General features: G+C 70.6%; 23 protein-coding genes. 13 read left to right on the forward strand and 10 right to left on the reverse strand.

Translation table 11 applies throughout. From position 1 onward, the window contains the following. Positions 1 to 22 precede the first annotated feature (22 nt). Together AB0I88_RS00190 and AB0I88_RS00195 are read right to left on the reverse strand one after the other, a co-directional pair. Positions 23 to 964, reverse strand: coding sequence for an MMPL family transporter (locus tag AB0I88_RS00190; protein ID WP_361016504.1), 942 nt, complete (start codon positions 962 to 964; stop codon positions 23 to 25). Then, on the reverse strand, positions 904 to 2235 hold the full coding sequence (locus tag AB0I88_RS00195) for an MMPL family transporter (protein ID WP_361016507.1): 1332 nt from the start codon (positions 2233 to 2235) through the stop codon (positions 904 to 906). The genes AB0I88_RS00190 and AB0I88_RS00195 overlap by 61 nt, the downstream gene beginning before the upstream one ends. Before the next feature lie 205 nt (positions 2236 to 2440). Between AB0I88_RS00195 and AB0I88_RS00200 the strand changes: the two genes are divergently transcribed. Continuing rightward, positions 2441 to 3091, forward strand: coding sequence for a helix-turn-helix domain-containing protein (locus AB0I88_RS00200; protein WP_361016511.1), 651 nt, complete (start codon positions 2441 to 2443; stop codon positions 3089 to 3091). 149 nt (positions 3092 to 3240) lie between these two features. After that, positions 3241 to 4107 carry an ABC transporter permease subunit gene (locus AB0I88_RS00205; protein WP_361016513.1) on the forward strand — a complete coding sequence of 289 codons (867 nt, stop codon included), beginning with the start codon at positions 3241 to 3243 and terminating at the stop codon, positions 4105 to 4107. 140 nt (positions 4108 to 4247) lie between these two features. On the opposite strand, the gene AB0I88_RS00210 is transcribed toward AB0I88_RS00205, so the two are convergent. Further along, positions 4248 to 5147 carry an SCO3242 family prenyltransferase gene (locus AB0I88_RS00210; protein ID WP_361016516.1) on the reverse strand — a complete coding sequence of 300 codons (900 nt, stop codon included), beginning with the start codon at positions 5145 to 5147 and terminating at the stop codon, positions 4248 to 4250. Further along, on the reverse strand, positions 5144 to 5323 hold the full coding sequence (locus tag AB0I88_RS00215) for a hypothetical protein (protein ID WP_361016519.1): 180 nt from the start codon (positions 5321 to 5323) through the stop codon (positions 5144 to 5146). Before AB0I88_RS00215 ends, AB0I88_RS00210 begins: the two co-directional genes overlap by 4 nt. Positions 5324 to 5696: 373 nt before the next feature. Between AB0I88_RS00215 and AB0I88_RS00220 the strand changes: the two genes are divergently transcribed. The 5 genes from AB0I88_RS00220 to AB0I88_RS00240 all read left to right on the forward strand — a co-directional run bounded on the left by AB0I88_RS00220 (position 5697) and on the right by AB0I88_RS00240 (position 11526). Continuing rightward, the gene (locus AB0I88_RS00220; protein WP_361016522.1) at positions 5697 to 7304 is read left to right on the forward strand and encodes a cellulase family glycosylhydrolase; all 1608 of its coding nucleotides are present in this window, start codon (positions 5697 to 5699) and stop codon (positions 7302 to 7304) included. Positions 7305 to 7673: 369 nt separating this feature from the next. Further along, on the forward strand, positions 7674 to 8309 hold the full coding sequence (locus AB0I88_RS00225; protein WP_361016525.1) for a M15 family metallopeptidase: 636 nt from the start codon (positions 7674 to 7676) through the stop codon (positions 8307 to 8309). A gap of 133 nt (positions 8310 to 8442) precedes the next feature. Then, entirely contained in the window at positions 8443 to 9939 is a 1497-nt protein-coding gene (locus tag AB0I88_RS00230) for a glycoside hydrolase family 43 protein (RefSeq protein WP_361016528.1), read from the forward strand. Beyond that, positions 9939 to 10946: a LacI family DNA-binding transcriptional regulator gene (locus AB0I88_RS00235; protein WP_361016531.1), complete on the forward strand. Its 1008-nt coding sequence runs from the start codon at positions 9939 to 9941 to the stop codon at positions 10944 to 10946. The genes AB0I88_RS00230 and AB0I88_RS00235 overlap by 1 nt, the downstream gene beginning before the upstream one ends. Positions 10947 to 10965: 19 nt before the next feature. Continuing rightward, a complete protein-coding gene (locus AB0I88_RS00240; protein ID WP_361016534.1) occupies positions 10966 to 11526 on the forward strand; it encodes a sugar O-acetyltransferase in 561 nt (186 codons plus the stop codon). Positions 11527 to 12140: 614 nt separating this feature from the next. Here the strand turns inward: AB0I88_RS00240 and AB0I88_RS00245 are convergent. Continuing rightward, complete coding sequence (locus AB0I88_RS00245) at positions 12141 to 12884, reverse strand: SDR family oxidoreductase (protein ID WP_361016537.1); 744 nt, start codon at positions 12882 to 12884, stop codon at positions 12141 to 12143. Between the two features lie 361 nt (positions 12885 to 13245). Here AB0I88_RS00245 and AB0I88_RS00250 point away from each other — a divergent pair, with 361 nt between their 5' ends. The 3 genes from AB0I88_RS00250 (at position 13246) to AB0I88_RS00260 (ending at position 16872) form a co-directional block, all read left to right on the forward strand. After that, the gene (locus tag AB0I88_RS00250; RefSeq protein WP_361016540.1) at positions 13246 to 15603 is read left to right on the forward strand and encodes an arylsulfatase; all 2358 of its coding nucleotides are present in this window, start codon (positions 13246 to 13248) and stop codon (positions 15601 to 15603) included. A 122-nt stretch (positions 15604 to 15725) separates the two neighbouring features. Beyond that, positions 15726 to 16508, forward strand: a complete 783-nt coding sequence (locus AB0I88_RS00255) for a formylglycine-generating enzyme family protein (RefSeq protein ID WP_361017115.1) — start codon at positions 15726 to 15728, stop codon at positions 16506 to 16508. 121 nt (positions 16509 to 16629) lie between these two features. Beyond that, on the forward strand, positions 16630 to 16872 hold the full coding sequence (locus tag AB0I88_RS00260; protein WP_361016541.1) for a helix-turn-helix transcriptional regulator: 243 nt from the start codon (positions 16630 to 16632) through the stop codon (positions 16870 to 16872). A gap of 56 nt (positions 16873 to 16928) precedes the next feature. Here the strand turns inward: AB0I88_RS00260 and AB0I88_RS00265 are convergent, their stop codons facing one another. From AB0I88_RS00265 to AB0I88_RS00280, 4 genes are all read right to left on the reverse strand, one after another. Continuing rightward, the gene (locus AB0I88_RS00265; RefSeq protein WP_361016544.1) at positions 16929 to 17657 is read right to left on the reverse strand and encodes a hypothetical protein; all 729 of its coding nucleotides are present in this window, start codon (positions 17655 to 17657) and stop codon (positions 16929 to 16931) included. Positions 17658 to 17786: 129 nt separating this feature from the next. Further along, a complete protein-coding gene (locus tag AB0I88_RS00270) occupies positions 17787 to 18452 on the reverse strand; it encodes a DUF6069 family protein (protein ID WP_361016547.1) in 666 nt (221 codons plus the stop codon). 6 nt (positions 18453 to 18458) lie between these two features. Continuing rightward, positions 18459 to 19433, reverse strand: a complete 975-nt coding sequence (locus tag AB0I88_RS00275; protein ID WP_361016550.1) for an RNA polymerase subunit sigma-70 — start codon at positions 19431 to 19433, stop codon at positions 18459 to 18461. A gap of 244 nt (positions 19434 to 19677) precedes the next feature. Continuing rightward, the gene (locus AB0I88_RS00280; RefSeq protein ID WP_361016553.1) at positions 19678 to 20016 is read right to left on the reverse strand and encodes an STAS domain-containing protein; all 339 of its coding nucleotides are present in this window, start codon (positions 20014 to 20016) and stop codon (positions 19678 to 19680) included. A gap of 117 nt (positions 20017 to 20133) precedes the next feature. On the opposite strand from AB0I88_RS00280, the gene AB0I88_RS00285 reads away from it, so the two are divergent. From AB0I88_RS00285 to AB0I88_RS00295, 3 genes are read left to right on the forward strand one after another with little or no spacing between them, the layout of a single operon-like run. After that, complete coding sequence (locus tag AB0I88_RS00285) at positions 20134 to 20949, forward strand: MerR family transcriptional regulator (RefSeq protein ID WP_361016556.1); 816 nt, start codon at positions 20134 to 20136, stop codon at positions 20947 to 20949. Next, entirely contained in the window at positions 20946 to 21848 is a 903-nt protein-coding gene (locus AB0I88_RS00290) for an ABC transporter ATP-binding protein (protein WP_361016559.1), read from the forward strand. Before AB0I88_RS00285 ends, AB0I88_RS00290 begins: the two co-directional genes overlap by 4 nt. Further along, positions 21845 to 23422, forward strand: coding sequence for a hypothetical protein (locus AB0I88_RS00295; RefSeq protein WP_361016561.1), 1578 nt, complete (start codon positions 21845 to 21847; stop codon positions 23420 to 23422). Before AB0I88_RS00290 ends, AB0I88_RS00295 begins: the two co-directional genes overlap by 4 nt. Positions 23423 to 23669: 247 nt before the next feature. Here AB0I88_RS00295 and AB0I88_RS00300 read toward each other — a convergent pair whose 3' ends face one another. Then, on the reverse strand, positions 23670 to 24683 hold the full coding sequence (locus tag AB0I88_RS00300; RefSeq protein ID WP_361016564.1) for an NAD(P)H-dependent glycerol-3-phosphate dehydrogenase: 1014 nt from the start codon (positions 24681 to 24683) through the stop codon (positions 23670 to 23672). Positions 24684 to 24737: the final 54 nt, after the last annotated feature.

A 24737-nucleotide genomic window follows, 5' to 3' on the forward strand; every position in this document is an offset into this window, starting at 1 on the left:
CACGGTCGTCGATGCCGGTGGATCAGTGTGCCCGTGCCGGGGTGCCGGTCTCCGTGACGTCCTCAGCGTCCCGGGGATGCGGCGCCGGCACGTCCGGGCCCTCGGCGACGTCGAGCCGCGGCAGGATCCGGTCGAGCCCGCGTGGCATCCACCAGGTGGTGGGCCCGCACAGGTGCATCAGGGCCGGCATCAGCATCGTACGGATGACGAACGCGTCGAACAGCACGGTCACGCCCAGGCCGATCCCGAACAGCATCATGGCCCGGTCGCCGGCGGTGAACGAGAGGAACACCAGCACCATGATCGCGCCGGCCGCGGTGATCACCCGGCCGGTCTCCACCTGGCCGGTGATGACGGCGCGAGCGTTGTCACGGGTGGCCAGCCACGCCTCGTGGGTGCGCCCGAGCAGGAACACCTGATAGTCCATGGAGAGCCCGAACAGGATCGCGAACAGGAACACCGGCAGGAACGCGTCGATCGGGCCGGGCTTGTCGATGCCCGTCAGGCCGTCCAGCCGGCCCCACTGGAAGATCGCCACGATGGTGCCGAAGCAGACGGCGACCGCGATCAGGTTCATCACCGCGGTGAGTATGGAGATCACGACACTGCGGAAGGCGAGCAGCAGCAGCAACGCGCCGAGCAGCACCACGATGCCGATGAACAGCGGGAGCCGGCTGCTGATCGTACCGGTGAAGTCGACCTGAGTCGCGGTGAAGCCGCCGACGTAGGTGCGCAGGCCGTTGTCGGCGACCGCGCCGGGCAGCGTCGAGTCCCGCAGCCGGTGCAGCGTCCGCTCCGTCTCGGCCGACTGCGGTGCGGTGCCCGGGAACGCCTGAAGGACGGCGACGTCACCGGACGGGCTCGTCCGGGCCGGTGTCACCGCGGCGATGCCGGGGGTGGCGCTCACCGCCGAGCCGATCGCCTGGACCGCGTCGTCCGGGACCGCCCCATTGCCCTGCACCACGATGAACAGCGGGGCGTTGAAGCCTGGCCCGAAGCCTTCCGCGAGGGTGTCGTACGCGGTCCGGGTGGTCGAGCCGACCGGGTCGTTGCCCTGGTCGGTGAAGCCCAGCCGCAAGCTGAGGAACGGTGCCGCCAGCGCGGCGCTGAGCGCGAGGCTGAGCAGCGTGAACCCGAGCGGGCGCCGCTGGATGAGGCCGGCCCACCGCCGCCAGCCGGGGCTGTCGCCGTCCTCCGGCACGGGTCGGTCGCCGCGCGCCGGCGGTCCCGCCGGGAGAACACCCGCTGCCCGAAGATCGCCAGCAGGGCCGGCAGCAGGGTCAGCGCGGCCACGACCGTGAAGGCGATGCCGATCGCGGCGGAGGCGGCCATCCCGGAGAGGTAGTCCACCCGCAGGGTGAAGAGGCCCAGCAGCGCGACGCAGACGACCGCGCCGGCGAACAGGACCGAGCGACCGGCGGTGCGCAGCGTGCCGACGAGGGCGTCTTCCACGCTCTCACCGCGGCGCAGTCCGCGCCGCTGGCGGGTGACCAGGAACAGCGCGTAGTCGATGCCGACACCCAGGTTGAGGAGGATGGTCAGGCTCGCGGCGAAGCTCGGGACGGTGAGCACCCGGGAGACGATCCCGATCAGAGCGACCGCGGGGATGACCGAGGCGATCGCGGTGATCAGCGGAAGCGAGACGCTCAGCAGCGATCCGAAGGCCAGCCACAGCACGATCGAGGCGGCCAGCACACCCACCAACTCGCTGATCGAGGTGTCGAACGTCATCGTCGCTTCTTTGACCGCGTAGCCGCTCAGGCTCACCGTCACGGTGTCGTCGGAGTAGCCACGGGCGGTGTCGATGACGTCGGTGACGACCTCCTTGTCCAGTTCGTCGCCGCCCCGGTCGAAGTTCACCAGCGCGAAGGCGATCCGCCCGTCCTGGCTGATCGCCTGGGCGCCGGCCGGATCGTAGGGGCTCTGCACGCCGATGACGTGGGGCCTGCGCCGCACGTCGTCGAGCATCCGGCCCATCCGCTCCCGCACGGCCGGGTCCCGGACGGTGCCCCGGCTGACCTCCCACACGATGGTGTCGACCTCGCCGGGCTGGTCCGGGAACTGCCGCTGGAGCAGCGCGGCGGCCTGATGCGACTCGGTGCCCGGGACCGACTCGCCGTAGCCGTAGGTGGCTGGTACGAGCCGGCCAAGACCGAAGATCCCGGCGACGGCCACCAGCCACAGCACCACGACCAGACGGCGATGCCGGAAACTCCATCGCGCTAGCCATTCCATCGATCGGTTCCTTTCCCGTACGCGCGGTTCAAGGGGTCCGGCGGCGCCGGCCCGCTCGACTATATACGGAGCAGACAGTCCGGTTAAGGGTGACACAGCGTCTATTCGAGCTGCACAGTTGATCGAGATGCCTGACAACCGGACTGGCAACTCACATTAGAGATCCGCATCCTAGACTGACCGCGACGAGCGGAAGGACGGCAGGATGGCCATCGAGCAGCCCCGGCGGGCCGACGCCCGGCGTAACCGCGATGCCGTCCTCAACGCCGCCGAGGAGGTGTTCGCCGAGGAAGGGCTGGACGTGCAGACCCCGGCCATCGCCCAGCGCGCCGGGGTGGGCGTCGGCACGGTCTTCCGGCACTTCCCGACCAAGGAGGCGCTGATCGAGGCCATCGGCGAACGGCAGTTGCAGGCCATCGTCGACCGCATCGAGCGGAGCCTCACCGAGCCCGACCCGCCGGGCGCCTTCGAGCGGCTGATGTGGCACTTCACCGGCCAGTTCGCCCGCTATCGCGCGGTTCCGCGACTGTTGGCCAACCCTGCCGCCCCGGCCTGGGCCGAGTCACGCGAGGCGCTCTACCGGGCCCTGTCGAAACTGGTCGCCCTCGCCCAGGACGCCGGCCGGATGCGCCCCGACCTGGAGATGGCCGACATCCTCCTGCTCATGAACGCGTGCGCCCACGTCGCCGACAGCACCAGCCGGGTCGATCCGGCGATGCGGAAACGGTTCATGGCCGTGGTCTTCGACGGGCTGCGGGCCACCGGCGGCGAGCGGCTGCCACCGCTGGGCCGCAGCGCGCAGGTCGACACCTGGCTCACCGTCTACCGCACGCAGAAGAATCTCCCACCGTCCTGAACTCGCCGGTCAACCTTCGCGTCTCCTCGGCTTTCGGGCGTACGACCACAGGCATGTGGAGCAGTGGCCGACGGGCCAGGGTTCCCCCGCCCTCGAATCTCCGTCACGGTGAAACCCATACGAACGACGCACGACGAAGGAGACCGTCGATGTCTGAGACCGGCGTCATCCACGACATCGGGTACCAGCGGTACTCCGGTCCCCGGCTGGGCCGCGTCGCGATGCAGCGGGCCCTCTTCGTACACGGGTTGCGCGCCGCCTTCGGGCTCGGCCGCTCCGCCAAGGCGAAGACCTTCCCCTGGCTCGTGGCCGGCATCATGCTGCTGGCCGCCGTCATCGCGGCGGCCGCCCGCTCGATCACCGGAGAGGTGTTCTTCACCTATTTCCAGTACGCCGACCAGATGAGCTTCCTGATCGTCTTCTTCGCGGCGATCGTCGCGCCCCAACTGGTCTCCCGTGACGTGCGGGCCGGGGTGCTGCCGCTCTACTTCAGCCGTCCGCTGCGGGCCGCCGACTACGTGATCGCCAAGTTCGCCGCCATGACGGCCGTGACCTGGCTACTGATCGGCGTACCGCAGTTCATCATGTTCCTCGGCGCCGCGTTCACCACCAAGACCGGCGTCAGCGGGGTGTTCGACGAGCTGTGGGATCTGCTGCCCGGGTGGGCCTACAGCCTGCTCTGGGCGGTGATGTTCGCCGGCGTCAGCCAGCTGATCGCGTCGCTCACCGGAAAGCAGGCGTTCGCCGCCGGCGGCATCGTGGCGGTCTTCATGATGACCGTCCCGGTCGTCGGCGTGCTCGCCTCGCTGCCGAACACCACCGCCAACAGCCTGTCCGGGCTGGCCAGCCCGACCTTCCTGATCGGAGGCGTCGGCGAGTGGCTCATCGGGAGGGAGAGCCGGCTCGACGTGGGCGTGGGCAGGTTCGGCGCGGTCTACGGCATCGAGGCTGCCTGCCTGGTCGCCGCCTGCTTCCTGCTCCTGCTCGCCCGTTACCGGAAGGTGGCCTCGCTGTGACCATCCAGGCTCCCGGGCCCGGGTCCGCCACCCGCACCGGCGTGGTCGAGCCGACCGGCGTCTCGTCCGTTCCCCGTCCACGGACCTGGAACGATCCGTTGGTGTGGTAACCACACCGAAGGCCGGTCGCCGCTCCGCCGTCACGTCGTGGTGACCTTGCGCGACAGGGCCCGGCCGATCGGCAGTGCCGCGAGCAGCGCCAGCGCGGCCCGGGTGGCGCCGGCCCGGGCGGTCAGCGCCGCCTGCAACGGGACCAGGCTCATGATCCCGCTGCCCACCGCTTTCTGCAGGTTCTTCGGCGTCGGCTGGTTGACCGCTTCGAGCTGGGATCTGCCGAACGTGCCGGTGTAGACGGCGGAGAGCGCCGCGGCGACCGCACGGTCGACCGGGCGGGCCGCGTCGCCGCCGATCAGCGGCGCGGCCACCCCGACCGCGGTGGTGGCGGCGAGGGTCGCGGCCGGCAGGACCGCGCTCGAACCCTCCACCTCGCGCCGCGAGATGGCCATCAGGGTGAGCGTGTGCGCGGCCGTCACACCCGCCGGCCGGGCCGCGGCCCGCCAGCCGCCGGTGCCGGCGCCGTGCAGCACGTTCATGGCCCGGGCGAACGCCATCGACGGCGCGCCGGCCGGCGTGTCCTTGAGTGCCAGGTCGTACGCCCAGATCCCGGCTGTCAGCGGCAGGGTGACGCCGAGCGCCTTACGGCCACCGGCCACCCCGGCGATCAGGAGCCCGGCAGCGGTGAGGCCACCGGCGATGCTCAGGGCGGTGTCCGGGGTCACCCGGCCGGACGGGATGGGGCGGTCCGGCCGCTCCTTGGCGTCGATCTCCCGGTCGGCGTAGTCGTTGAGCGCCATGCCCGCCCAGTACAGGCAGACGGAGGAACCGATCATGGCCGCGGTGCGCCGCCGGCCGAACGGCCATCCGGCGGCCGCGGCGCCGGCCAGCAGGTCGCCGGGCACGCTCAGCGCGGCGGGCGCCCGGACCAGTTCGACGACGCTGCGGAAGGTGGGACGGCGGATGTCGAGGGCTCGCCGCTTCACGCGGCCGCCGCCGCGCCCCGCGCCCAGGTGGGCGGCTGCCCGGCGCCCGCCGGGTCGCCGAGGGCGGACGGACCGGCGCCGGAGAGGGCCGGCGGCCCGGTCACGCAACCCGCCGGCGGCGCCATCCCGGAGCTCACTGCCGCCGCCCCGAGGGGCCCCTTGGCTTCCGTCGTCATGCTCGCAGTCCTCTTCTGTCGTGTGCTCACGAACTCGTCGGGGAACCGGTCGCCGAGTCACCGGCCGTTCGGTGAGATGAGGCGCGGAGGAACGGCCGGCGCGATCGCGGTGCGGCGACCGTCGGCTCCCATGACGGTACGGGCCGCGGCCTCGGGCAGCACCGTGCAATCAGGGTGCGCCGATCGAGAGAGCGCCACAACGGGCGGCGCGGTTCTGTTTCCAGGAGATGACAAGACATAGATCATGCGCAATCATGGGAGCGCTCCCGAAATCCCCCGCACGCCGGGGCCGGATCCCCCCGGGCTCGATCGACCCGATCCACGATCCCGAGCCCGGCCGGTCCGCGCGTGAGACCGACGAGAGGTAACACCTATGCACACCACGATGAGGAAGGCCGGGCTGGCGTTCCTCGCCGCGACACTGACCTTCGCCGGCACCTGGTACGGCGTGACAAGACCCGCGTCGGCCGAGGTCGTGGCCCCACTGAACGGCACCCAGCTGGTCGCCGACATGGGCGCCGGCTGGAATCTCGGCAACACGCTCGAGGCCAACAACAACGGCATCCCCAGTGAGACGGCCTGGGGCAACCCGGCCGCGACGCAGGCCCTCATCGACCGCGTCCGGGACTCCGGGTTCAAGACGATCCGGATCCCCGTCTCCTACCTGGGACACATCGGCGCCGCCCCGGACTACACGATCAACACGGCGTGGCTGAACCGGATCCAGCAGGTCGTCGACTACGCCCACAGCCGGGGCCTGTACGTGCTGATCAACATGCACGGCGACGGCTACAAGTCCGTCGCCGGCTCCTGGCTGATCTGTGACGCCGCCGATCAGACCACGATCCGGGACAAGTACCAGAAGGTCTGGCAGCAGGTGGCGACGCGGTTCCAGGCGTACAACGACCACCTGATCTTCGAGTCGATGAACGAGAACTTCGACGGCCAGTACGGCAACCCGACCCAGCCGTGCTACTCGAACATCAACGCCTACAACCAGATCTTCGTCGACACGGTACGCCGTACCGGCGGCGTCAACGCCTCCCGCTGGCTGCTGGTCCCGGGCTGGAACACCAACATCGACCACACCGTCGGCAGCGGCTTCGTGATCCCGACCGACCAGTACCGCTCCTCCACCATCCCCGCCGCCGAACAGCGGCTGATGATCTCGGTGCACTACTACGACCCGTGGGACTTCACCGGAACCGAGGACGGCACCATCACCCAGTGGGGTGCGAACGCGACCAACCCGGCGAAGAAGTCGGTCTGGGGCCAGGAAGACTTCATGGACGGTCAGCTGAAGAAGATGCGGGACACCTTCGTCAACCGCGGCTACCCGGTCTTCGTCGGTGAGTACGGCTCGATCGACAAGACGAGCTACGACTCCACGAACAACCGGTACCGTGCCGACTACGCCCGTGCCCTGGTCGCCACCGCCAAGAAGTACGGGGCGGCCACCGCCTACTGGGACAACGGCTGGAACGGCCAGCACGGCTTCGGGCTGTTCAACCGCAGCTCCGCCACGGTGACCCAGCAGGGCATCATCGACGCCATCATGAGCGCCATCGGCACCCAGCCCAGCTCGTCGCCGACCGCCTCCCCGTCCACCTCGCCCTCGGCCAGCACCTCGCCCTCGGCCAGCGCCTCGCCCTCGGCCTCCACCGGTACGGGCGGCTGCCGGGTCACCAGCGCCGTCAACGCCTGGAACAGCGGCCTGACCAACAGCATCACCATCACCAACACCGGCGCCACCGCCATCAACGGCTGGAGCCTGTCCTTCACCCTGCCCGCCGGGCAGACCATCGTCTCCGGCTGGAGCGCCGGCTACTCCCCCACCAGCGGCACGGTGATCGCGACGAACGCGAGCTACAACGGCGCTCTCGCGCCGGGCGGCTCCACCACGATCGGTTACCAGGCCACCCACACCGGCAACGCCGGCGCCCCGACCGCCGCGAAGCTCAACGGCACCACCTGCAACTGACCGAGCCCGACGGGCCGGCGCCGCTGGGGGCGGCACCGGCCCGTCGCCCATCCGCCAGCAGCGTCGACCGCCGCTGTAGCAGATCCTGTTCCGGCTGGTCGTGGGCGCCGCCTCAAACGCTCGGAGACGGCCCCACGACCAGCCGGAAACACCCGGGACGCCCGGCCGGCGCTGAACGCTGACTCAGCACTGTTGAGACAGCGCCCACGACCGGCCGGAATCCGGGCAGGCTCGGAGCGTATCCGTGCCTGACGGATCGGGTCGGGTCGATCCACCGGCAGCGCTTGCCGGGGGACGCAAACCGCAATCCGCCCGGTACGGGACCGTGCATTCAGGGAAAATCAGACTATGCGTCGTTCTTGTCTGTTTATGGTGGGATTGCTGATGGTGAGCGGGGCCCGCATCGCGGGGCCTGCTGAGGCGTCTGACGGCTATCGGGCCTCGATTCGGGCCATCGACGCCGCCACCGCGAAGGCCATGACCGGCGTCTCGTGGCGTCGTGGCTGCCCGGTGCCGATCTCGGATCTGCGGCGGGTGGAGTTGACGCACTGGGGTTTCGACCGGCGCCGCCACCAGGGTGAGCTGATCGTCCACAGGGACGTGGCACGCGACGTGGTCGCCGTCTTCGGCACGTTGTATGCGATCCGTTTCCCGATCAGGTCGATGGTTCCGGTGGATAGTTTCGGCGCCGACGACGACCGGTCGATGGCCGCGGACAACACGTCGGCGTTCAACTGCCGTCCGATCACCGGGGCGGCGAGCGGCTTCTCGGTGCATTCGTACGGCAAGGCGATCGACGTCAACACCGTGGAGAACCCGTACGTCAGGGGCACGACCGTGCTGCCGGCCGCGGGACGGGCGTTCGCCGACCGCGCCGACGTCCGCCCGGGGATGATCCGGCACGGCGACCGGGTGTGGCGGGCGTTCACCACACGCGGCTTCACCTGGGGCGGGGACTGGCGGTCGCCGAAGGACTACCAGCACTTCCAGGCCCCGATCAGATAAGTGGAAACTTTCTCTCGAAGTCACGAAACATAGCGTGGCGATCGATCGAGAACCGTGGTTGAATCTTGACCGTTCACGCGCTCACCGCCGGCCCTCGGCGGGCGGAAACCGTTTCGCACCGGAAGGCGCGCGCATGGTCGAGGCACGGTTCACGAACCCGGTGATCGCCGGTATGCACCCGGATCCGAGCGTCTGCCGGGTCGGCGACGACTACTACCTGGCCTGTTCCAGTTTCGAGTATTTTCCCGGCGTGCCGGTGTTCCACAGCCGCGACCTGATCCACTGGGAGCAGATCGGCAACGCCCTCGACCGTCCCGGCCAGCTCACGATCCCCGACTCGACACCGTCGTCCGGAGGCGTCTACGCGCCGACGTTGCGCCACCACGACGGCCGGTTCTGGCTGATCACCACCAACGTCGCCCCCGGCGGCGGCACCATGATCGTCACCGCCACCGACCCGGCCGGGCCGTGGTCCGATCCGATCCCGGTGCCGGGCATCGGCATCGACCCCGATCTCGCGTGGGACGACGAGGGCCGCTGCTGGTGCACGTCGGCCGGGATCCGGCAGTGCCGCATCGACCCGTGGAGCGGCCAGCCGTTCGGCACACCGGAGCCGATCTGGTCCGGCAGTCCCGGCGCTCTGGCCCCGGAGGCCCCGCACCTGTACCGCATCGGCGAGCACTGGTACCTGATGATCGCCGAGGGCGGCACCGAACGCGGGCACGCGGTGTCCATCGCCCGAGGCCCGGCGCCCGACGGCCCGTTCGAGCCGTGCCCCGCCAACCCGATCCTCAGTCACCGCGGCACCGGCCGGCGGATCCAGAACACCGGCCACGCCGACCTGGTCACCGCACCCGACGGCAGCTGGTGGATGGTGCTGCTCGGCGTTCGCTCCGGCGGCGGCACCCCCGGCTGGCACGTCCTCGGCCGGGAGACGTTCCTCGCGCCGGTCACGTGGGGCGACGACGGCTGGCCGGTCGTCGGCGAGTTGGAGACGGACCTGCCGGAGCCTGCCTGGATCGTGGACGCTCCGCGCGTACCCCCTGGTTGTGATGATTTTGATCTGCCCGATCTGCATCCGCGGTGGATCTCGGTGCGGTCGCGGCCGGACGGCTGCTGGTCGACGACCGAGCGACCCGGCTGGCTCACCCTGCACGCACGCGGCGGTTCCCTCGACGAGCCCGGCATCACCTTCGTCGGCCGCCGTCAGCAGCATCCGTCCTGCCGCGCTCGCACGCTGATCGACAGCGGACACGGCCACGGTGGTCTCGCGGTCCGGCTCGACGAGCGACACCATTACGAGATCGAAACCCATAACCATTCGGTACGGGTGATCGCGCGCATCGGCTCGGTCCGGCACGTCGTCGCCACCCGGCCGGCGCCGGCCGGACCGGTTCGCCTGCGTGTGGACATCGTCGCCGCCTCGCCCGCCGACGGCCATCCCCGCCAGGAGCCCGACGTGCTGCGCCTCGGCATCGAGGACATCGGCGGCGGTTTCGAGCAGCTCGCCGAACTCGACGGCCGCTACCTGTCCACCGAGGTCGCAGGCGGTTTCACCGGCCGGGTGATCGGCATGTACGCCGCCGAGGGCACCGCCCGTTTCGACTGGTTCGACTACGAGGCGTTGTGATGGCCGACGATGTGTCACGGCCGGTGACCATCTCGTTCATCGCCGAGTCGGCCGGCGTGTCGGTCCCGACCGTCTCCAAGGTCATCAACGGGCGTTCCGGAGTCGCCGCCGGGACCCGTGCCCGCGTCGAGGAGCTGATCACCCGGTACGGCTACCGCAAGACGGCGCCCGCCCAGCGCAGCGACGTCCTGGAACTCGTGTTCGAGCAGCTCGAACACCAGTGGAGCATCGAGATCATCCGCGGGGTGCAGCGGGTCGTGCGCGGCAACGGTCTCGGGCTGGTCCTCACCGAGTTCGGCCCGGACCGCAGCACCATCCGCTACTGGATCGACGACACCCTGGCCCGCCGTCCCGCGTGCGTGGTCAGCGTGGCCCAGTTGTCCTCCGGCGAACGCGACCAGTTGCGCGCCCGGGGCATCCCGTTCGTCGTCCTCGACCCGATCGTGGAACTGCCCGACGACGTCCCGTTCGTCGGCGCCACCAACTGGAGCGGCGGCCGGGCGGCCACCCGTCACCTGATCCAGCTCGGACATCACCGCATCGCCATGATCGCCGGGCCCGGTCACCTGTTCGATCTGGCCCGCCTCGACGGCTACCGGTCCGCGTTACGGTCCGCGGGCATCGAGGTCCGCGACGATCTCATCGTCACCACCCCTCTCACCCAGGAGCACGGGCAGGTCGCGGCCCTGCAGCTGCTGAACCGGCCCGACCGGCCGACCGCCGTGTTCACCTGCAACGATCTGCAGGCCATCGGTGTCTACCAGACCGCCCGTGCCCTCGGCCTGCGCATTCCCGGCGACCTCAGCGTGGTCGGCTTCGACGATGTGCCGATCGCCGCCATGATCGACCCGCCGTTGACCACGGTCCACCAGCCGCTCACCGAGATGGCGGCCGCCGCCACCGAACTCGCCCTGGCCCTCGGCCGCGGCGAGACGCCCGCCCAGCCGGGCATCGAACTCGCCACCACCCTCACGGTCCGCTCCAGCACCGCGGCGCCGGCGGCCTGAACTGTGCCACCATCTGCCGGTGCGTAACGAGCGACGACTCCCGACCCGAACTGCCGAATCGCGGGCCTTCGCGCAGCGCGTACAGGTCGCCATGGCCCTGTCCGCCCAGCTCAACCTGCTGCCGTTCGACGACCTCGACGGGCGCCGGAGAATCCTCGCGGAGATCTTCGGCGGGCCGGTCCCGGAGTCGCTGTCGATCCTTCCGCCGTTCCATTGCGACTACGGGCTGGGCGCGTCGTTCGGTGAGCGCGTCTTCATCAACCAGGGCTGCTTCTTCCTCGACCTCGGCGGCATCACCATCGGCGATCGCGTCCTGACCGGCCCCCGCGTCACCCTGACCACCGCCGGGCATCCCGTCGAGGTCGACGAGCGGTTCGGCGCCATCACCCACGCCCCGATCGTCATCGAGGACGACGTGTGGATCGGCGCGGCGGTCACCGTCACACCCGGTGTGACGATCGGCCGCGGCTCGGTCGTCGGCGCGGGCGCCGTCGTCGCGAAGGACGTGCCGCCGCTGAGCGTCGTGACGGCGACGAGCCTCGTCGAACGCAAGCGGTTGAAGACACCCTCTCCCCGCTGACGAACGGACGCGGCCCGGCCGCTTCGAGACCGGTCGGCGTGTCGCAGGCGGCGCGGCCGGTGCCCCCACTCCGGGATAGTCACCACCACCCAGCGTGTGGAATTCGGGCGCGCATGGCACCCCAACTCCACACACAACCCCAGGACCCAGCGTGTGGAATTCGGGCGCGCATGGCACCCGAACTCCACACACAACCCTGCCACCCAGCGTGTGGAATTCGGGCGCGCATGGCACCCGAACTCCACACACAACCCCAGGACCCGGCGTGTGGAATTCGGGCGCGCATGGCACCCCAAAACCACACACAACCCTGCCACCCAGCGTGTGGAACTCGGGCGCGCATGGCACCCGAACTCCACACACAACCCTGCCACCCAGCGTGTGGAACTCGGGCACGCACCGCACCCCAAAACCACACACAACCCTGCCACCCAGCGTGTGGAACTCGGGCACGCACCGCACCCCAAAACCACACACAACCCCACCACCTGGCGTGTGGAATTCGGGCGAGCATGGCACCCCAACTCCACACGGAGTGGTCCGGCATTCGTCTCGGCCGCGTACGGGTGGGTGAGGAACGTCTGGACGCCCACGCCGTACGCCGGCCGGCGATGTCATCGGCGCGGACGGAGGCCCTGCATGCCGCCGTCGACGGCGAGGACCGTGCCGGTGGTGGCCGACGCCGACGGCCCGGCCAGGTAGGCGATGGCGGCAGCGACCTCGGCGACGGTCACCAGCCGGCCGGTGGGCTGCCGGGCTTCGAGGGCGGCGCGTTCGGCGACCGGATCGGCCGCCTTGGCCAGCAGCCGCCCGATCCAGGGCGTGTCCGCGGTGCCGGGGTTGACGCAGTTGACCCGGATGCCCTCGGCCAGGTGGTCGGCGGCCATCGCCAGGGTCAGCGACTGCACGGCCCCCTTGGTCGCCGAGTAGAGGGCACGCTGCGGCAGCCCGGCGGTCGCCGCGATCGACCCGGTGTTCACGATCGCGGCGGACCGGGATCTGCGCAGGTGGGGCAGGGCGGCGCGGGCGACACGGACCATGCCGTACACGTTGACGTCGAACACCCGGGCCCATTCGGCGTCGTCGTTGTCGGCGACCGTGCCCTGTGCTCCGATACCGGCGTTGTTGACGACGATGTCGATGCCGCCGAGGGTTTCGGCGGCCGCGGTGACCGCCGCCCGTACCGAATCGTCGTCGGTGACGTCGCAGCCGATGCCGATCAGCGGCTTCTCCACCTCGGTGTCGAGATCGAGGCAGGCGACCGTGCAGCCGCGGTCGGCGAGCAGGGCGGCGGTGGCCAGGCCGATGCCGGAGGCGCCGCCGGTGACGATGGCGCGCAGTCCGTCGAAGTCCCTCATGGCGGGAAGATCCTCTCAGTGGGTGGCGCTGACGACACGGGCGGCGTTGGGCGCCCCGGGCTGACCGGGTGGGCTCCGGGTCCGCGGAGGCGCCGCCGAGGCTGCGGAGCGCATCGTGACTCGTGCCTGAATTCCGCCCAAATGGAATATCGAACAGGAGAACGGAATCCAGGTCGCATAGTAATCAGAACGCCACAGGGAAGGGAACATCTTCATCTATGCGGAGCGACGGTCCGACATCCGGAATCACGAGGCAGAGGCAGCGTGCCGCCTTCGTGAGCAGGCCGTGCTCATCCCGCACGGATGAGGCGCGGTCGGCGCGGCGGCGACGACCATCGCCTGATACCTAGGGGGAGTCGTCGTGGCCGTGGTCGAGTACGAACAGGGTAAGCAGTTTCCCGGCGTGATCGGACGGACGGTGGAGGAGTCCTCCGCCGCCTGGCCGTCACCGAACCGGGCCGAACCGGGCGCTCCCAACGTGCTGTTCGTGGTGCTGGACGACGTCGGTTACGGGCAGTTGAGCTGCTACGGCGGGCTGGTCGAGACGCCGAACATCGACCGGATCGCCGCGATGGGGCTGCGGTACGCGAACATGCACACCACGGCGCTGTGCTCGCCGAGCCGGTCGTGCATTCTGACCGGCCGCAACCATCATTCGAACGGGGTCGCGGCGATCATGGAGATCGCCACCGGCTATCCCGGCTACGACGGGCGGATGCCGTTCGAGAACGGCATGCTCTCCGAGCATCTGCTGGAGGCCGGTTACAACACGTTCTGCGTCGGCAAGTGGCACCTGTCGCCGTCGGAGGACAACACCGCCGCCGGCCCGTTCCACCGTTGGCCGCTGGGGCGTGGCTTCGAACGCTTCTACGGTTTCCTCGGTGGCGAGACGAATCAGTGGTATCCGGACCTCACCAAGGACAACGGGTCGGTTCTGCCGCCCCGGACACCGGAGGAGGGCTACCACCTCAGCGAGGATCTCGCCGATCAGACCATCCGGTTCATTCTGGACGCGCACGTGAACGCGCCGGAGAAGCCGTTCTTCGCCTACTTCGCTCCCGGGTGCGGGCACGCGCCGCACCATGCGCCGAAGGATTGGATCGCGAAGTACGCGGGACGATTCGACGACGGCTGGGACGCGTACCGGGAGAAGGTCTTCGCCCGGCAGAAGGAGATCGGGCTGTTCCCGGCCGACACGCGGCTCTCCCGGCACGATCCGGACGTCCCGGAGTGGTCGACGCTGACGGCGGACCAGCGCCGGCTCTACACCCGGATGATGGAGGTGTACGCCGGCTTCGTGTCCCACTTCGATCACCATCTGGGCCGCATCCTGGACACCCTGGAACGGCTCGGCGAACTCGACAACACCCTGGTCATGGTGATCTCGGACAACGGGGCCTCCGCCGAGGGCGGCCCGACCGGCTCGTTCAACGAGATGCTGTTCTTCAACATGGTGGCGGAGGACTTCGACGAGAACCTCGCCCACATCGACGAACTCGGCGGGCCCACGGCGTACAACCACTACCCGTGGGGGTGGACGTGGGCCGGCAACACCCCGTTCCGCCGGTGGAAGCGGGAGGTCTACCGGGGCGGGGCGACCGATCCGTTCATCGTCGCCTGGCCGGCCGGAATCGCCGCGCGCGGCGAGGTCCGCCATCAGTACGCCCACGCCATCGACATGGTGCCCACCGTGCTGGACGCGTTGAGCCTGGCGGCGCCGGAGACGATCCGCGGTGTGCCGCAGGCCCCGCTGGAGGGGACCAGTTTCGCCCACACGTTCGACGATCCCGGCGCGGCGTCGCGGCACCGGGTGCAGTACTTCGAGATGTTCGGTGAGCGGGCGATCTACTACGACGGTTGGCGGGCGGTCTGTGCCTGGCCGGGGCCGTCGTTCGCCGAGGCCGCGGAGCAGGGCCACGCGTTCGCCGACCCGATCACCCGGCGTGACCTCGACGTGCTCGAGATGAGCGGGTGGGAGCTGTACCACATCACCGAGGATCCGACCGAGTCGGTGAACGTGGCCGCCGAGCATCCCGACAAGGTTCGCGAACTGATCGGTCTCTGGTGGACCGAGGCCGGCAAGTATCAGGTGCTGCCGCTGGACGGAACGGCACAGCAGCGGCTCAGCGCGGACCGGCCGCAGATCGCACAGCCGCGGTCCCGGTTCGTCTACTTCCCGGACGGCGCGATCGTTCCGCCGTTCGCGGCGCCACCGATCTTCAACCGCCCGTACAGCATCGAGGCGGACCTGGAGGTGGACGGCGCCGGCGCCGAGGGTGTGCTGCTGGCGCAGGGCGGGGATGCCGGCGGGTACAGCTTTCACCTGGTCGGCGGACGGCCCCGGTTCACCTACAACTACGTGGGGCGCGACCGGTTCGAGGTGAGCGCACCGAATCCGCTGCCCGCCGGCCGGCACACCGTTCGCTTCGAGTTCTCCCCCACCGGCAAGCCGGACATCCGCAACGGCAAGGGCGTACCCGGGCTGGGTCAGCTCTACGTCGACGGTGACCTGGTCGCCGTCACCGAGTTCCCGCACACCACCCCGATCTTCTTCGAGGTCGAGGGACTGAGTTGCGGTTACGACTACGGGGCGCCGGTCGCGGACTACTCCTCGCCGTTTCGGTTCACCGGCACTCTCCATCAGGTCACGGTCGACCTGTCCGGTGACCTGATCGAGGACGACGAGGCGACGATGCGCCGTCTGCTCGCTCAGCAGTGAGAGAGGGTACGGGGATGAGCGCACACGGGCCGGGTGGGTGCTGTGCTCCGGCGCGGGCCGCGGCCGCCGTGCCGGGCGCCGTCGAAGCGCCGCCGGGGCGGGCCGGTTCGGCCGCCGGGGACATGGTCGCGCTCGACGGTGGCACGTTCCGGATGGGTAGCGACGACGTGTACGCCTACCCGGAGGACGGCGAGGGTCCGGTCCGGCCCGTACGGGTGGAGCCGTTCCGGGTCGCCGCCACCTGCGTGTCGAACCAGGAGTTCGCCGAGTACGTCGACGCCACCGGCTACGTCACCACTGCGGAGAGTTGCGGAGCGTCGTTCGTGTTCGCCGGGCTGCTGCCGGACGACTTCCCCCCGACCCGGTCGGTGGCGGCCGCGCCGTGGTGGCGGGAGGTGCCCGGCGCCTGCTGGCGGCGGCCGGAGGGGGCCGGCTCGACGCTGGACGGCCGGGCCGAGCACCCGGTGGTCCACGTCAGCTGGGCGGACGCGTCGGCGTACTGCCGGTGGGCCGGCCGGCGGCTGTTGACCGAGGCGGAGTGGGAGTACGCCGCCCGCGGCGGCCTGGACGGCAGGCGCTTCCCGTGGGGGGACCGGTTGCGGCCCGGCGGCGAGCACCGGATGAACGTGTGGCAGGGCGAGTTCCCGGCCCGCAACACCCTGGCCGACGGCTATCTCGGCACCGCCCCGGTCGGTGCGTTCCCGCCGAACGGTTACGGCCTCTACAACATGACCGGCAACGTCTGGGAGTGGACCGACGGCTGGTTCGGCGACGATAGGCGAGCGCTGCGCGGCGGGTCCTATCTCTGCCATTCGTCCTACTGTTTCCGGTACCGGGTCTCGGCCCGGATGGGCAACACCCCCGACAGCAGCGCGGGCAACATGGGTTTCCGGTGTGCCGGCTGAGCAGCGGTGAATCCCGCACGATCGGCGGCGATTCATAATGTGCAAGTTGCAGCTCGGAACGGCACGTCGGTCGTTGGGTGGCCGACACCGTCACGGCCCCGCCGCCCGGACAGTGATCCTTATGGATGATATTTTTCGGTCCCCACGCCCCCTGTCCCTCGGCCAGATCGACAACCTCAGCCACCGCGAAGTGCAGATCCTGACGCTGGTGGCCGAGGGTAAGACGAACAAGCAGATCGGCGCTCACCTGTACCTGAGCGCGGCGACCATCCACAGCCACCTGAAGAACGTGTTCCGCAAGCTGGACGCCAACGACCGGGCGCACGCGGTGGCCAAGGCCTTCCGCGCCGGCGTCCTTCAGTGACCGAGGCCCACCGATTCCGGCCGGGCGCGGTGTATCGCCGGGCCCGGCCGGCCGGGTCAGTCCTTCGACTCGATCTCCGCGCGCATGCCGGGGAAGTCGCCCTTCACGTCCACCGTGGTCTCGTAGAAGAACAGGAACATGCCGACGCTGCCCTCGTCGGCCCAGCCGCAGATCGCCACGTCCGACTCCGCGACCACCGCGCCGCCGCACTGTGCCACCCCGCCGAGGTCGCCGGTGCTGGCCGAAGTGACGTTGGTCAGCTGATTCTCGCCGCTGAACGACTGGAACACCGTGTCCAGCATCAGCTGCGGATCGTCGATGTCGACCTCCGCCGCGAGCGCCGCGGTCATCTTCTTCTCGGCCAGGTCGCCGTAGACGGCCCCGAACGCGTTCGCCGCGCCCGGGTAGCCCTCGAGCTCCTGCTCCATCCGGCTGGTGAGCGAGGACAACTCCTCGGCGTCGAGCTTCGGCAAGCCGTTCAAGGTGGACGGCTCCCGAATGGTGATCCGGTCCCGGGCGTCCGTCCCCTCGCCGGCGAACTTCTCCCCGACCAGGTAGAAGACGACCCCGCCACCCACCAGCAGGACCAGCGCGATCGCCGCCGAGAGCAGGATGATCGGCACTGTCCGTGACCTGACCGGAGGGGGAGGAGGCGGCGGCGGGTAGGCGCTGTAGACCGGCTGCCCGTAGTGGGGCTGCTCGTAGAGCGGCGCCGTGTGCGACGACGATTCATACGGGTCGACGGGCGGCGGAAACTGCTCGCCGGGTGGCGGAGGATAGGTCATCGACGCGCTCCATATTCGGACTGTCGCTGGATCCTATCGACCGCCGAGAACGGAATCGGGTGGAGTGCACGAGGCCACCGCCGGGCACCGAGGGCCGGGGTGATCCCCATCCCCCGGCTCGCGCGTTCGTCAACCGGCCCGGGTACGAAGGGCCCGCGCCAGGGCGGGAATCATCACCGCCGCGGCGACGAGGTGCAGCCCGATCAGGGCGGCGACGGTGCCCGTATCCGCCCCGCAGACGAACGGCGGCACCAGCGAGATCCCGGTCAGGGTCACGGTGGTCCACACGAATCGGCGGGCGGGCCGGGCGCTCCACCTCCGGAACGCGGCGGCGATGACCACGCCCACCAGCGAGAAGAAGCCGGTCACCACGGCGAACCCGGCCGGCGGGATCGACTCGCCGCCGTCGGGAATCTCGAAGTCGGCGCCGGCGGCCCGGGCGAGCGCGGCGGCGACGGTGGTGACCACGATCGCCGCGAACGTGGCACTCAGGCCGGTGACGACGAGCCCACGAGCACGGCCCGCGGGCAGGGCGACGGCGGTCTTCGGCATGCTGCTCATGTCTGTTCTCCCATCGATGATGCGCACTCGTGCCGTACGCGGGCCGGGGTTTCGCAGTGCGCGGACGCCGGTCCCGCGCAGCCAGAAGGCGGCGTCGCGGCCGAGGACCGGCCCGGGTCGGCCGTCGCGCAGTTCCAGCTGCACCCGGCCACGGGTGACGACGGCGAAGGCGTCGCGCCACTGCGACGCGATCACGGCGGCACGCTCGCCGCCGCGCAGCGTGAGCGTCCGCACCCGGAGCTACTCGGTGCCGTCCGCCGGAAGGCGGTCGGGCAGCCCGAGGCTCGGGAACCGGTCGGCGTGGAAGATGGTGATCTCGGTGATCGCGCCGCCGACGATGCGCAGCACGTCGATCGTCAGCGGCAGGTAGGCGCCTTCCCTACCGCGCCACTGGTAGCAGGCGACGGCGGGCTGCCTGTTCACCACGGTGAAGACCGTGCGCAGGCCGGTCATGCTCTCGAAGCCGCTCTCGATCCAGTCGTTGATCACGGCGTCGCGGCCGGTGACCAGCCCGGGGGTGGGCGGCATCGAGCAGCGGACGTCGTCGCGCAGCATCGTGGCGAGCGCGGAGATGTCGGTGGCCACGCTGGCCTCGGTGAACCGGCGCACCAGCTCCCGCGTCCCGGAGTCCTCGTCGCCGCCGGTCCAGTCCTGCCGCTGCGCGGGCAGGTGCTCCCGCATGCCGGCGCGGGCCCGCTGCAACGCGCTGTTCACCGAGTTGACCGAGTCCCCGAGCAGTTCGGCGACGTCTTTCGCCGGCCAGCCGAGCACATCCCGCAGGATCAGCACGGCCCGCGGCCGCGGCGCCAGGTGCTGCACCGCCACCAGATAGGCCAGCTCGATCGTCTCCCGGGCCACGGCGACGGTCTCCGGCTCGTCGGCGCCGCCGGCGGGCAGCTCGTCGAGCAACCGGTCCGGGTAGGGCTGCAACCACAGCACCTCACCACCGGTCGCCGGCTCCGGCCGGCACTTGGCGAGCAGGTCGAGGCAGGCGTTCGTGGCGATCCGGTACAGCCAGGCCCGGAACGTCGACCGCCCCTCGAAGGTCTCCCGCCGCCGCCAGGCCCGCAGGAACGTCTCCTGCACGGTGTCCTCGGCGTCCTCGAACGAGCCGAGCATCCGGTAGCAGTGCACGTGCAGCTCCCGCCGGTGCCGTTCGGCCAGCCCCGCGAACGCCGGCTCGTCGACCTCAGTCAGCCGCGTCTCCACACCCATGACGTCATCCTTCCGCCTGTCGTATCCGGTCACAGATATGACGGCGGCGGCGGGAAGAACTCATCACCGACCTTTCCGGTACGCGCGACCCCGTTGCGCCGAACGAGGACCGTTCCGCCGTACCACCGCGATCTCACTGCCCGCTCACGCCCGTGCCGCGCCCGCCGGGCTGAGCTCGGTGGCATGTCCGTTCGCAGGTGGCGGCGCACTGTGGTCGACCTTGTTCAGCTGGCCGGTGGGTGTCTCACGGCGGGCACAGCAGGTGCTCGAGGCCGGTGACGGTGATGACGCGTTTGACGATGCCGTTGGCGTTGACGACCCGGAAGGAGCCACCGGACGAACTCGCGGCGAGATAGCCCTCGATGAGCGCGCTGATGCCTTCGGAGTCGATGAACCGCAGCTGACCGAGATCGACCACGACCGTGCCGTCGCGCACGCCTTCGATGACATCGAGCAGCGTGTCACGGACCCGGTCGCGTGCCTCGATGTCGAGTTCGCCGGCGAGCCTGACCAGGGATGCCACGGCGCCATCGCCGCCGGTGGCCGCGTGCTCGACAGCGATGGTGAAGTAGTCGTCGGTCACAATACTTGTCTACCAGCAAATAACGCGGGCGCGTCTCGGGGACGGTCACGATTGGGAAGCTGATCCCAGCCCGACCCCGGAGGTTGACTGTGACGTTACGTCACAGTCGACACTGACATGGTGCGCATCGCGGAGTTGGCGGACCTCACCGAGACGACCGTCCGGACGATCCGCTTCTATCATCAGATCGGCCTGCTTCCGATCCCGCAACACCGCGACGGCCGGCGCGACTACGACCTGTCGCACCTGGCCCGGCTGGTGCGGATCCGCTGGCTGGCACAGGCCGGCATTCCCCTGACCACGATCGCGGTGATGCTGGAGCAGCAGCCCGCGATCCGGGAACGGCCCGACCCGACGGCGGCGCTGACCGATCTGCGAGCCGTCGCCGAGGCGGTCGGCGACGAGATCGAACGGCTGCACGCCCGCCGGGACCGGCTGCAGCACCTGATCGACGTCGTCGAACGCGACGGGCACCTGTCACCGATGCCCGCCTCGATGGTGCGCTTCTACGACGAGATGTCCGCCCGCGCCACCGATCAGGACGCCCAGCGGATGATCCGGCGGGAACGCGACTTCATGGAGCTGGCCTTCTACCGCGGCGACATGCCCGCGGAGTCCGTCGCGGCGTACGAGGGGCTCAGCGAAGCGGCCCTCGCCGAGAGCTCCGGCCTGTTCGGGGAGATGGCCGACCGGATCCAGCACGAGGACCGGCTCGACCCGCGGGAGATGGACCGGATGGCCGCGGCGGTCGTCGACCGCGTCTCCCGGCATCTCGGCGCCGACCTGCACCGGCTCCTCGGGTCGGTCGACATGGAGACGGCACGCCGTGCCGTCGGCCTGTACGTACGGCTCGCCGAACCCGGTCAGCGCCGCGTCGCCCAGATCATCGGCGACGCGATCCTGACCATGATCGAGAAGGAGCAGCCGACATGACGGAACCGATCGTCGACGTCGCCGGGCTGGTGAAGAACTTCGGGTCCTTCACCGCCGTCGACGGCCTGGACCTGCGGGTCGCCCCGGGCGAGGTGCACGGTTTCCTCGGCCCCAACGGCGCCGGCAAGTCGACCACGATCCGGGTGTTGCTGGGTCTGTACCGGGCCACCACCGGCCGGGTCCGGGTCTGCGGCCGCGATCCGGCACGTGACGCCGCCGCTGTCACCGCCCGGATCTCGTACGTTCCCGGGGAGGTCACCCTGTGGCCGAACCTGACCGGGCAGGAGGTCCTCGACGCGTTCGCCGGGCTGCGCGGGCGCCGCGACACCGCCGCCGAGCGGCGTCTCACCGACGCCTTCGCTCTCGACACCCGCCGGCTGGTCCGCACCTATTCGAAGGGCAACCGGCAGAAGGTCGTGCTCGTGGCCGCGTTCGCCGCCCCGACCGGACTGCTGATCCTCGACGAACCGACGTCTGGGCTGGATCCGCTGATGGAGGAGGTCTTCCAGCAGTGTGTCCGGGACGCCGCCGCGGCGGGCCGCACCGTTCTGCTGTCCAGCCACATCCTGGCCGAGGCCGAGGACGTGTGCGACACGGTCACCATCATCAAGGACGGCCGGCTCGTGGAGTCGGGCAGCCTGGCCGGCATGCGCCACCTGGCCGCCTCCACGATCACCGCCCGTCTCGCCGGCGACCGGGCGGGCGCGGTCGTCGCACGGTTGCGGCAGACCGGCGCCGCCGTCGACGGTGACACCGGCGCCGTTCGCCTCGCCGTACCCCGCGATCTTGTCCCGGCCGTTCTCGGGGTGCTGGCAGACGCGAACGCCGACGACATCACCTGCACCCCCGCCAGCCTGGAGGACCTTTTCCTGCGGCACTACGAGGTGGCGGCCCGATGACTCTCACCCGTCTGCTGGCTCGCCGGCACCGGCTGATGCTGATCTGCTGGCCGCTGCTGCTGGTGGCGCTGTGCTGCACGCTGCCCGCCTACCAGAACACCTACACCACACCGGGTCAGCGCCGGATCGCGGTCGAGTCGGCGCAGCACAACGCGGCGAGCACCCTGCTCTACGGGCGCCTGCCGGATCCCGGCACCCCGGCACAGATGTACGCCTGGGAGATCGGCGCGTTCGTCACCATCCTCGCCGCCGTCATGGCGGTTCTGGTGGCCGTCGCGGTGACCCGCGCCGCCGAGGACGACGGCTCACTGGAGCTGTTCCGCGGCTGCGGCATCAGCCCGGCCCAGCCGCTGCGCAGTGCCCTGACCATTCTCGCCACGATGAGCGTCGTGCTGGCGGCCGGCTGCGCCGCCGCGATCACGGTGACCGCGGGCGGGGCCGAAGGGGTGACCGGCGCCGGCACGGCCGTGTTCGGGGCGGTCACCGGGCTCACCTTCCTGGTCGTGGCCACCGGCACCGTGCTGCTGGCGCAGATCGTCGCGACGGCGGGTCACGCCCGGCTGCTGGGTTTCACCGCGCTGGGCGGCGCGTTCGCGGTACGCGCGTTCGCCGACACCGAGCACCTCGACGGGCTGAACCGGCTCAGTCCGCTGGGACTGCGTGCGGTCGCCGAGCCGTTCACCGCCGACCGGTGGACGGCGCTGGCGCCCGCCGCCCTCGCCGCGCTGCTGCTGGCGGCCGCGGCCATGATCCTGTCGGCCCGGCGCGAGTTCGGCACGGGCTTGGTGCGCCGCCGCGACACCCGGGCCACCCGGCTGCGCATACGCACCACGGCGGGGCTGCACGCCCGGCTGACACGGTCGTCGCTGCTGGTCTGGACCGTGGCGGTGGCCGCGATCGGAGCCCTGTTCGCCACCATGGGCTCCGGCGCCGTCGAGCAGCGGCGCGACGGCGAGGTCGGCGGATTCCTCGGCGCCCAGCTCGGCGCCGGCGACCCGACCGCCGGATACCTCGCCTATCAGGGCACCCTCGTCGGGATCGTCGTGTCCGTCTTCGCGATCCTGGCCGTGCTGGACGGCCGGCACGCCGAGGACACCGGCCTCACCGCCCAGATCCTGGCGACCGGCGTACGCCGGTGGGCGCCGACCGCCGCGCGGGCCGCCGTCACCGTCGCCGGAGGCGCCGTGATCCTGACCGTGACGGGCGTGCTCACCGCCCTGGTCGCGCCGGAGTTCCTCGCCGGTGACGACATCGCCGTACGCGGTCTCGCCTTCACGCTCGGGCAGTGGCCGGCCGTGGTGGCGCTGACCGGTTTCGCCACCCTGCTGGCCGGCGCCGTGCCGCGCTTCGCGGTGCTGGCATGGTTGCCGCTGCTGGCCGGCGGTGTGACGGCGCTGCTCGGCGATCTGCTCGGCATTCCCGGCCGGGTCCAGGACCTGGGCGTGTTCCTTCACGTTCCGGACGTCGCCGCCCCGGACCGCCCGGTCGCCGCGCTGCTGGTGCTCGTCGTGGCAGGCGTGGTGTCGATCGTGGCCGGATCGATCGGAGCCGGCCGCCGGGACGTCCGCGCCTGACGGACTCCGCCAGGCGGGCGGCGAGGCGGCCTGACCAGGCCGCCGACCCGAGCTCAGGGATCGAGCCGTCCTACGTCCGGCCTGCGAAGGCATCGAGCTTGTCCACGGGGAACCTCCCGCACGAACGGTCACGTGTTGTCGGACAGGACCATGGCACCCCAGCCAGGGGCGCCGCAGCAGAGTCGCCGGTCCCGGCGCGCGGCCGTCATCAGCCCGGACCGTGACATGGAACCGGGCACGGGCGTCGTCAGCCCGGCTCGGACTCGTGACCGGCCGGAAGGGAACGCAGCAGGCCGGCGTAGGCGCGCTCGGCGGTGATCTCTCCGGTGACGACACGGTGGATGGTGCGGGTGATCGGCATCGCCAGGCTGTGCCGGTCGGCCAGCTGGACCGCGGCGTGAACCGTCTTGACGCCCTCGGCGACCTGCCCCATCTCGGCGAGGATGTCGTCCAGCCGGCGCCCGCGGCCGAGTTGTTCGCCGACGTGGCGGTTGCGGCTGTGCGGGCTGATGCACGTCGCGACGAGGTCACCCATCCCGGCGAGCCCGGCGAGCGTGCTCGGCTCGCCGCCCATCGCGACGGCGAGGGTGGTCAGCTCGGCCAGCCCACGCGAGATCACCCCGGCCCGGGTGTTGTCGCCGACGCCCAGCCCCTGGGCGATGCCGGTGGCGATCGCCACCACGTTCTTCAGCGCCCCGCCGACCTCGCAGCCGATCACGTCGTGGTTGGTGTACACCCGCAGCAGGCCGCGCCGGAACACCCGCTGGATCTCGGTGGCGACGGTGAGGTCCTCGGTGGCGATGACCGTGGCCGCCGCCAGGCCGGCCATTATCTCCTTGGCCAGGTTGGGGCCGGTCAGCGCCGCGGCGGGACGTCCCGGCAGCACGTCCTTGATCACTTCGGTCATCCGTAGCAGGGAGTCACGCTCGAGTCCTTTGCTGAGACTCACCACGGGGATCCAGGGATGCAGGTCCGGCCGGACGCGCTCCAGCGTGTCGCGGAACGCCCCGGTCGGCACGCCGACGACCAGCAGCTCGGCGTGGGCGGCCGCCTCGGCCAGGTCCGAGGTGGCGCGAAGCCGCTCCGGCAGGCCGAAACCCCGGAGGTAGCGGTCGTTGGTGTGCTTGGCGTTGATCTCGTCCGCGGTGCCCGGGTCACGCGCCCAGATCAGCGATCGGTGATCGCGGCGGGTGAGGACGGACGCGACCGTGGTGCCCCACGAACCCGCTCCCAGCACGGTGATCCGCATTGATTCCCCCATTCTCGGATGCGAAATGAGGATACGGCCGCGCCGGCCCCGTTCCGGCGATTGCGC

Origin of the sequence: Actinoplanes sp. NPDC049802 (assembly GCF_040656595.1) — a bacterium.
Classification (GTDB): domain Bacteria; phylum Actinomycetota; class Actinomycetes; order Mycobacteriales; family Micromonosporaceae; genus Actinoplanes.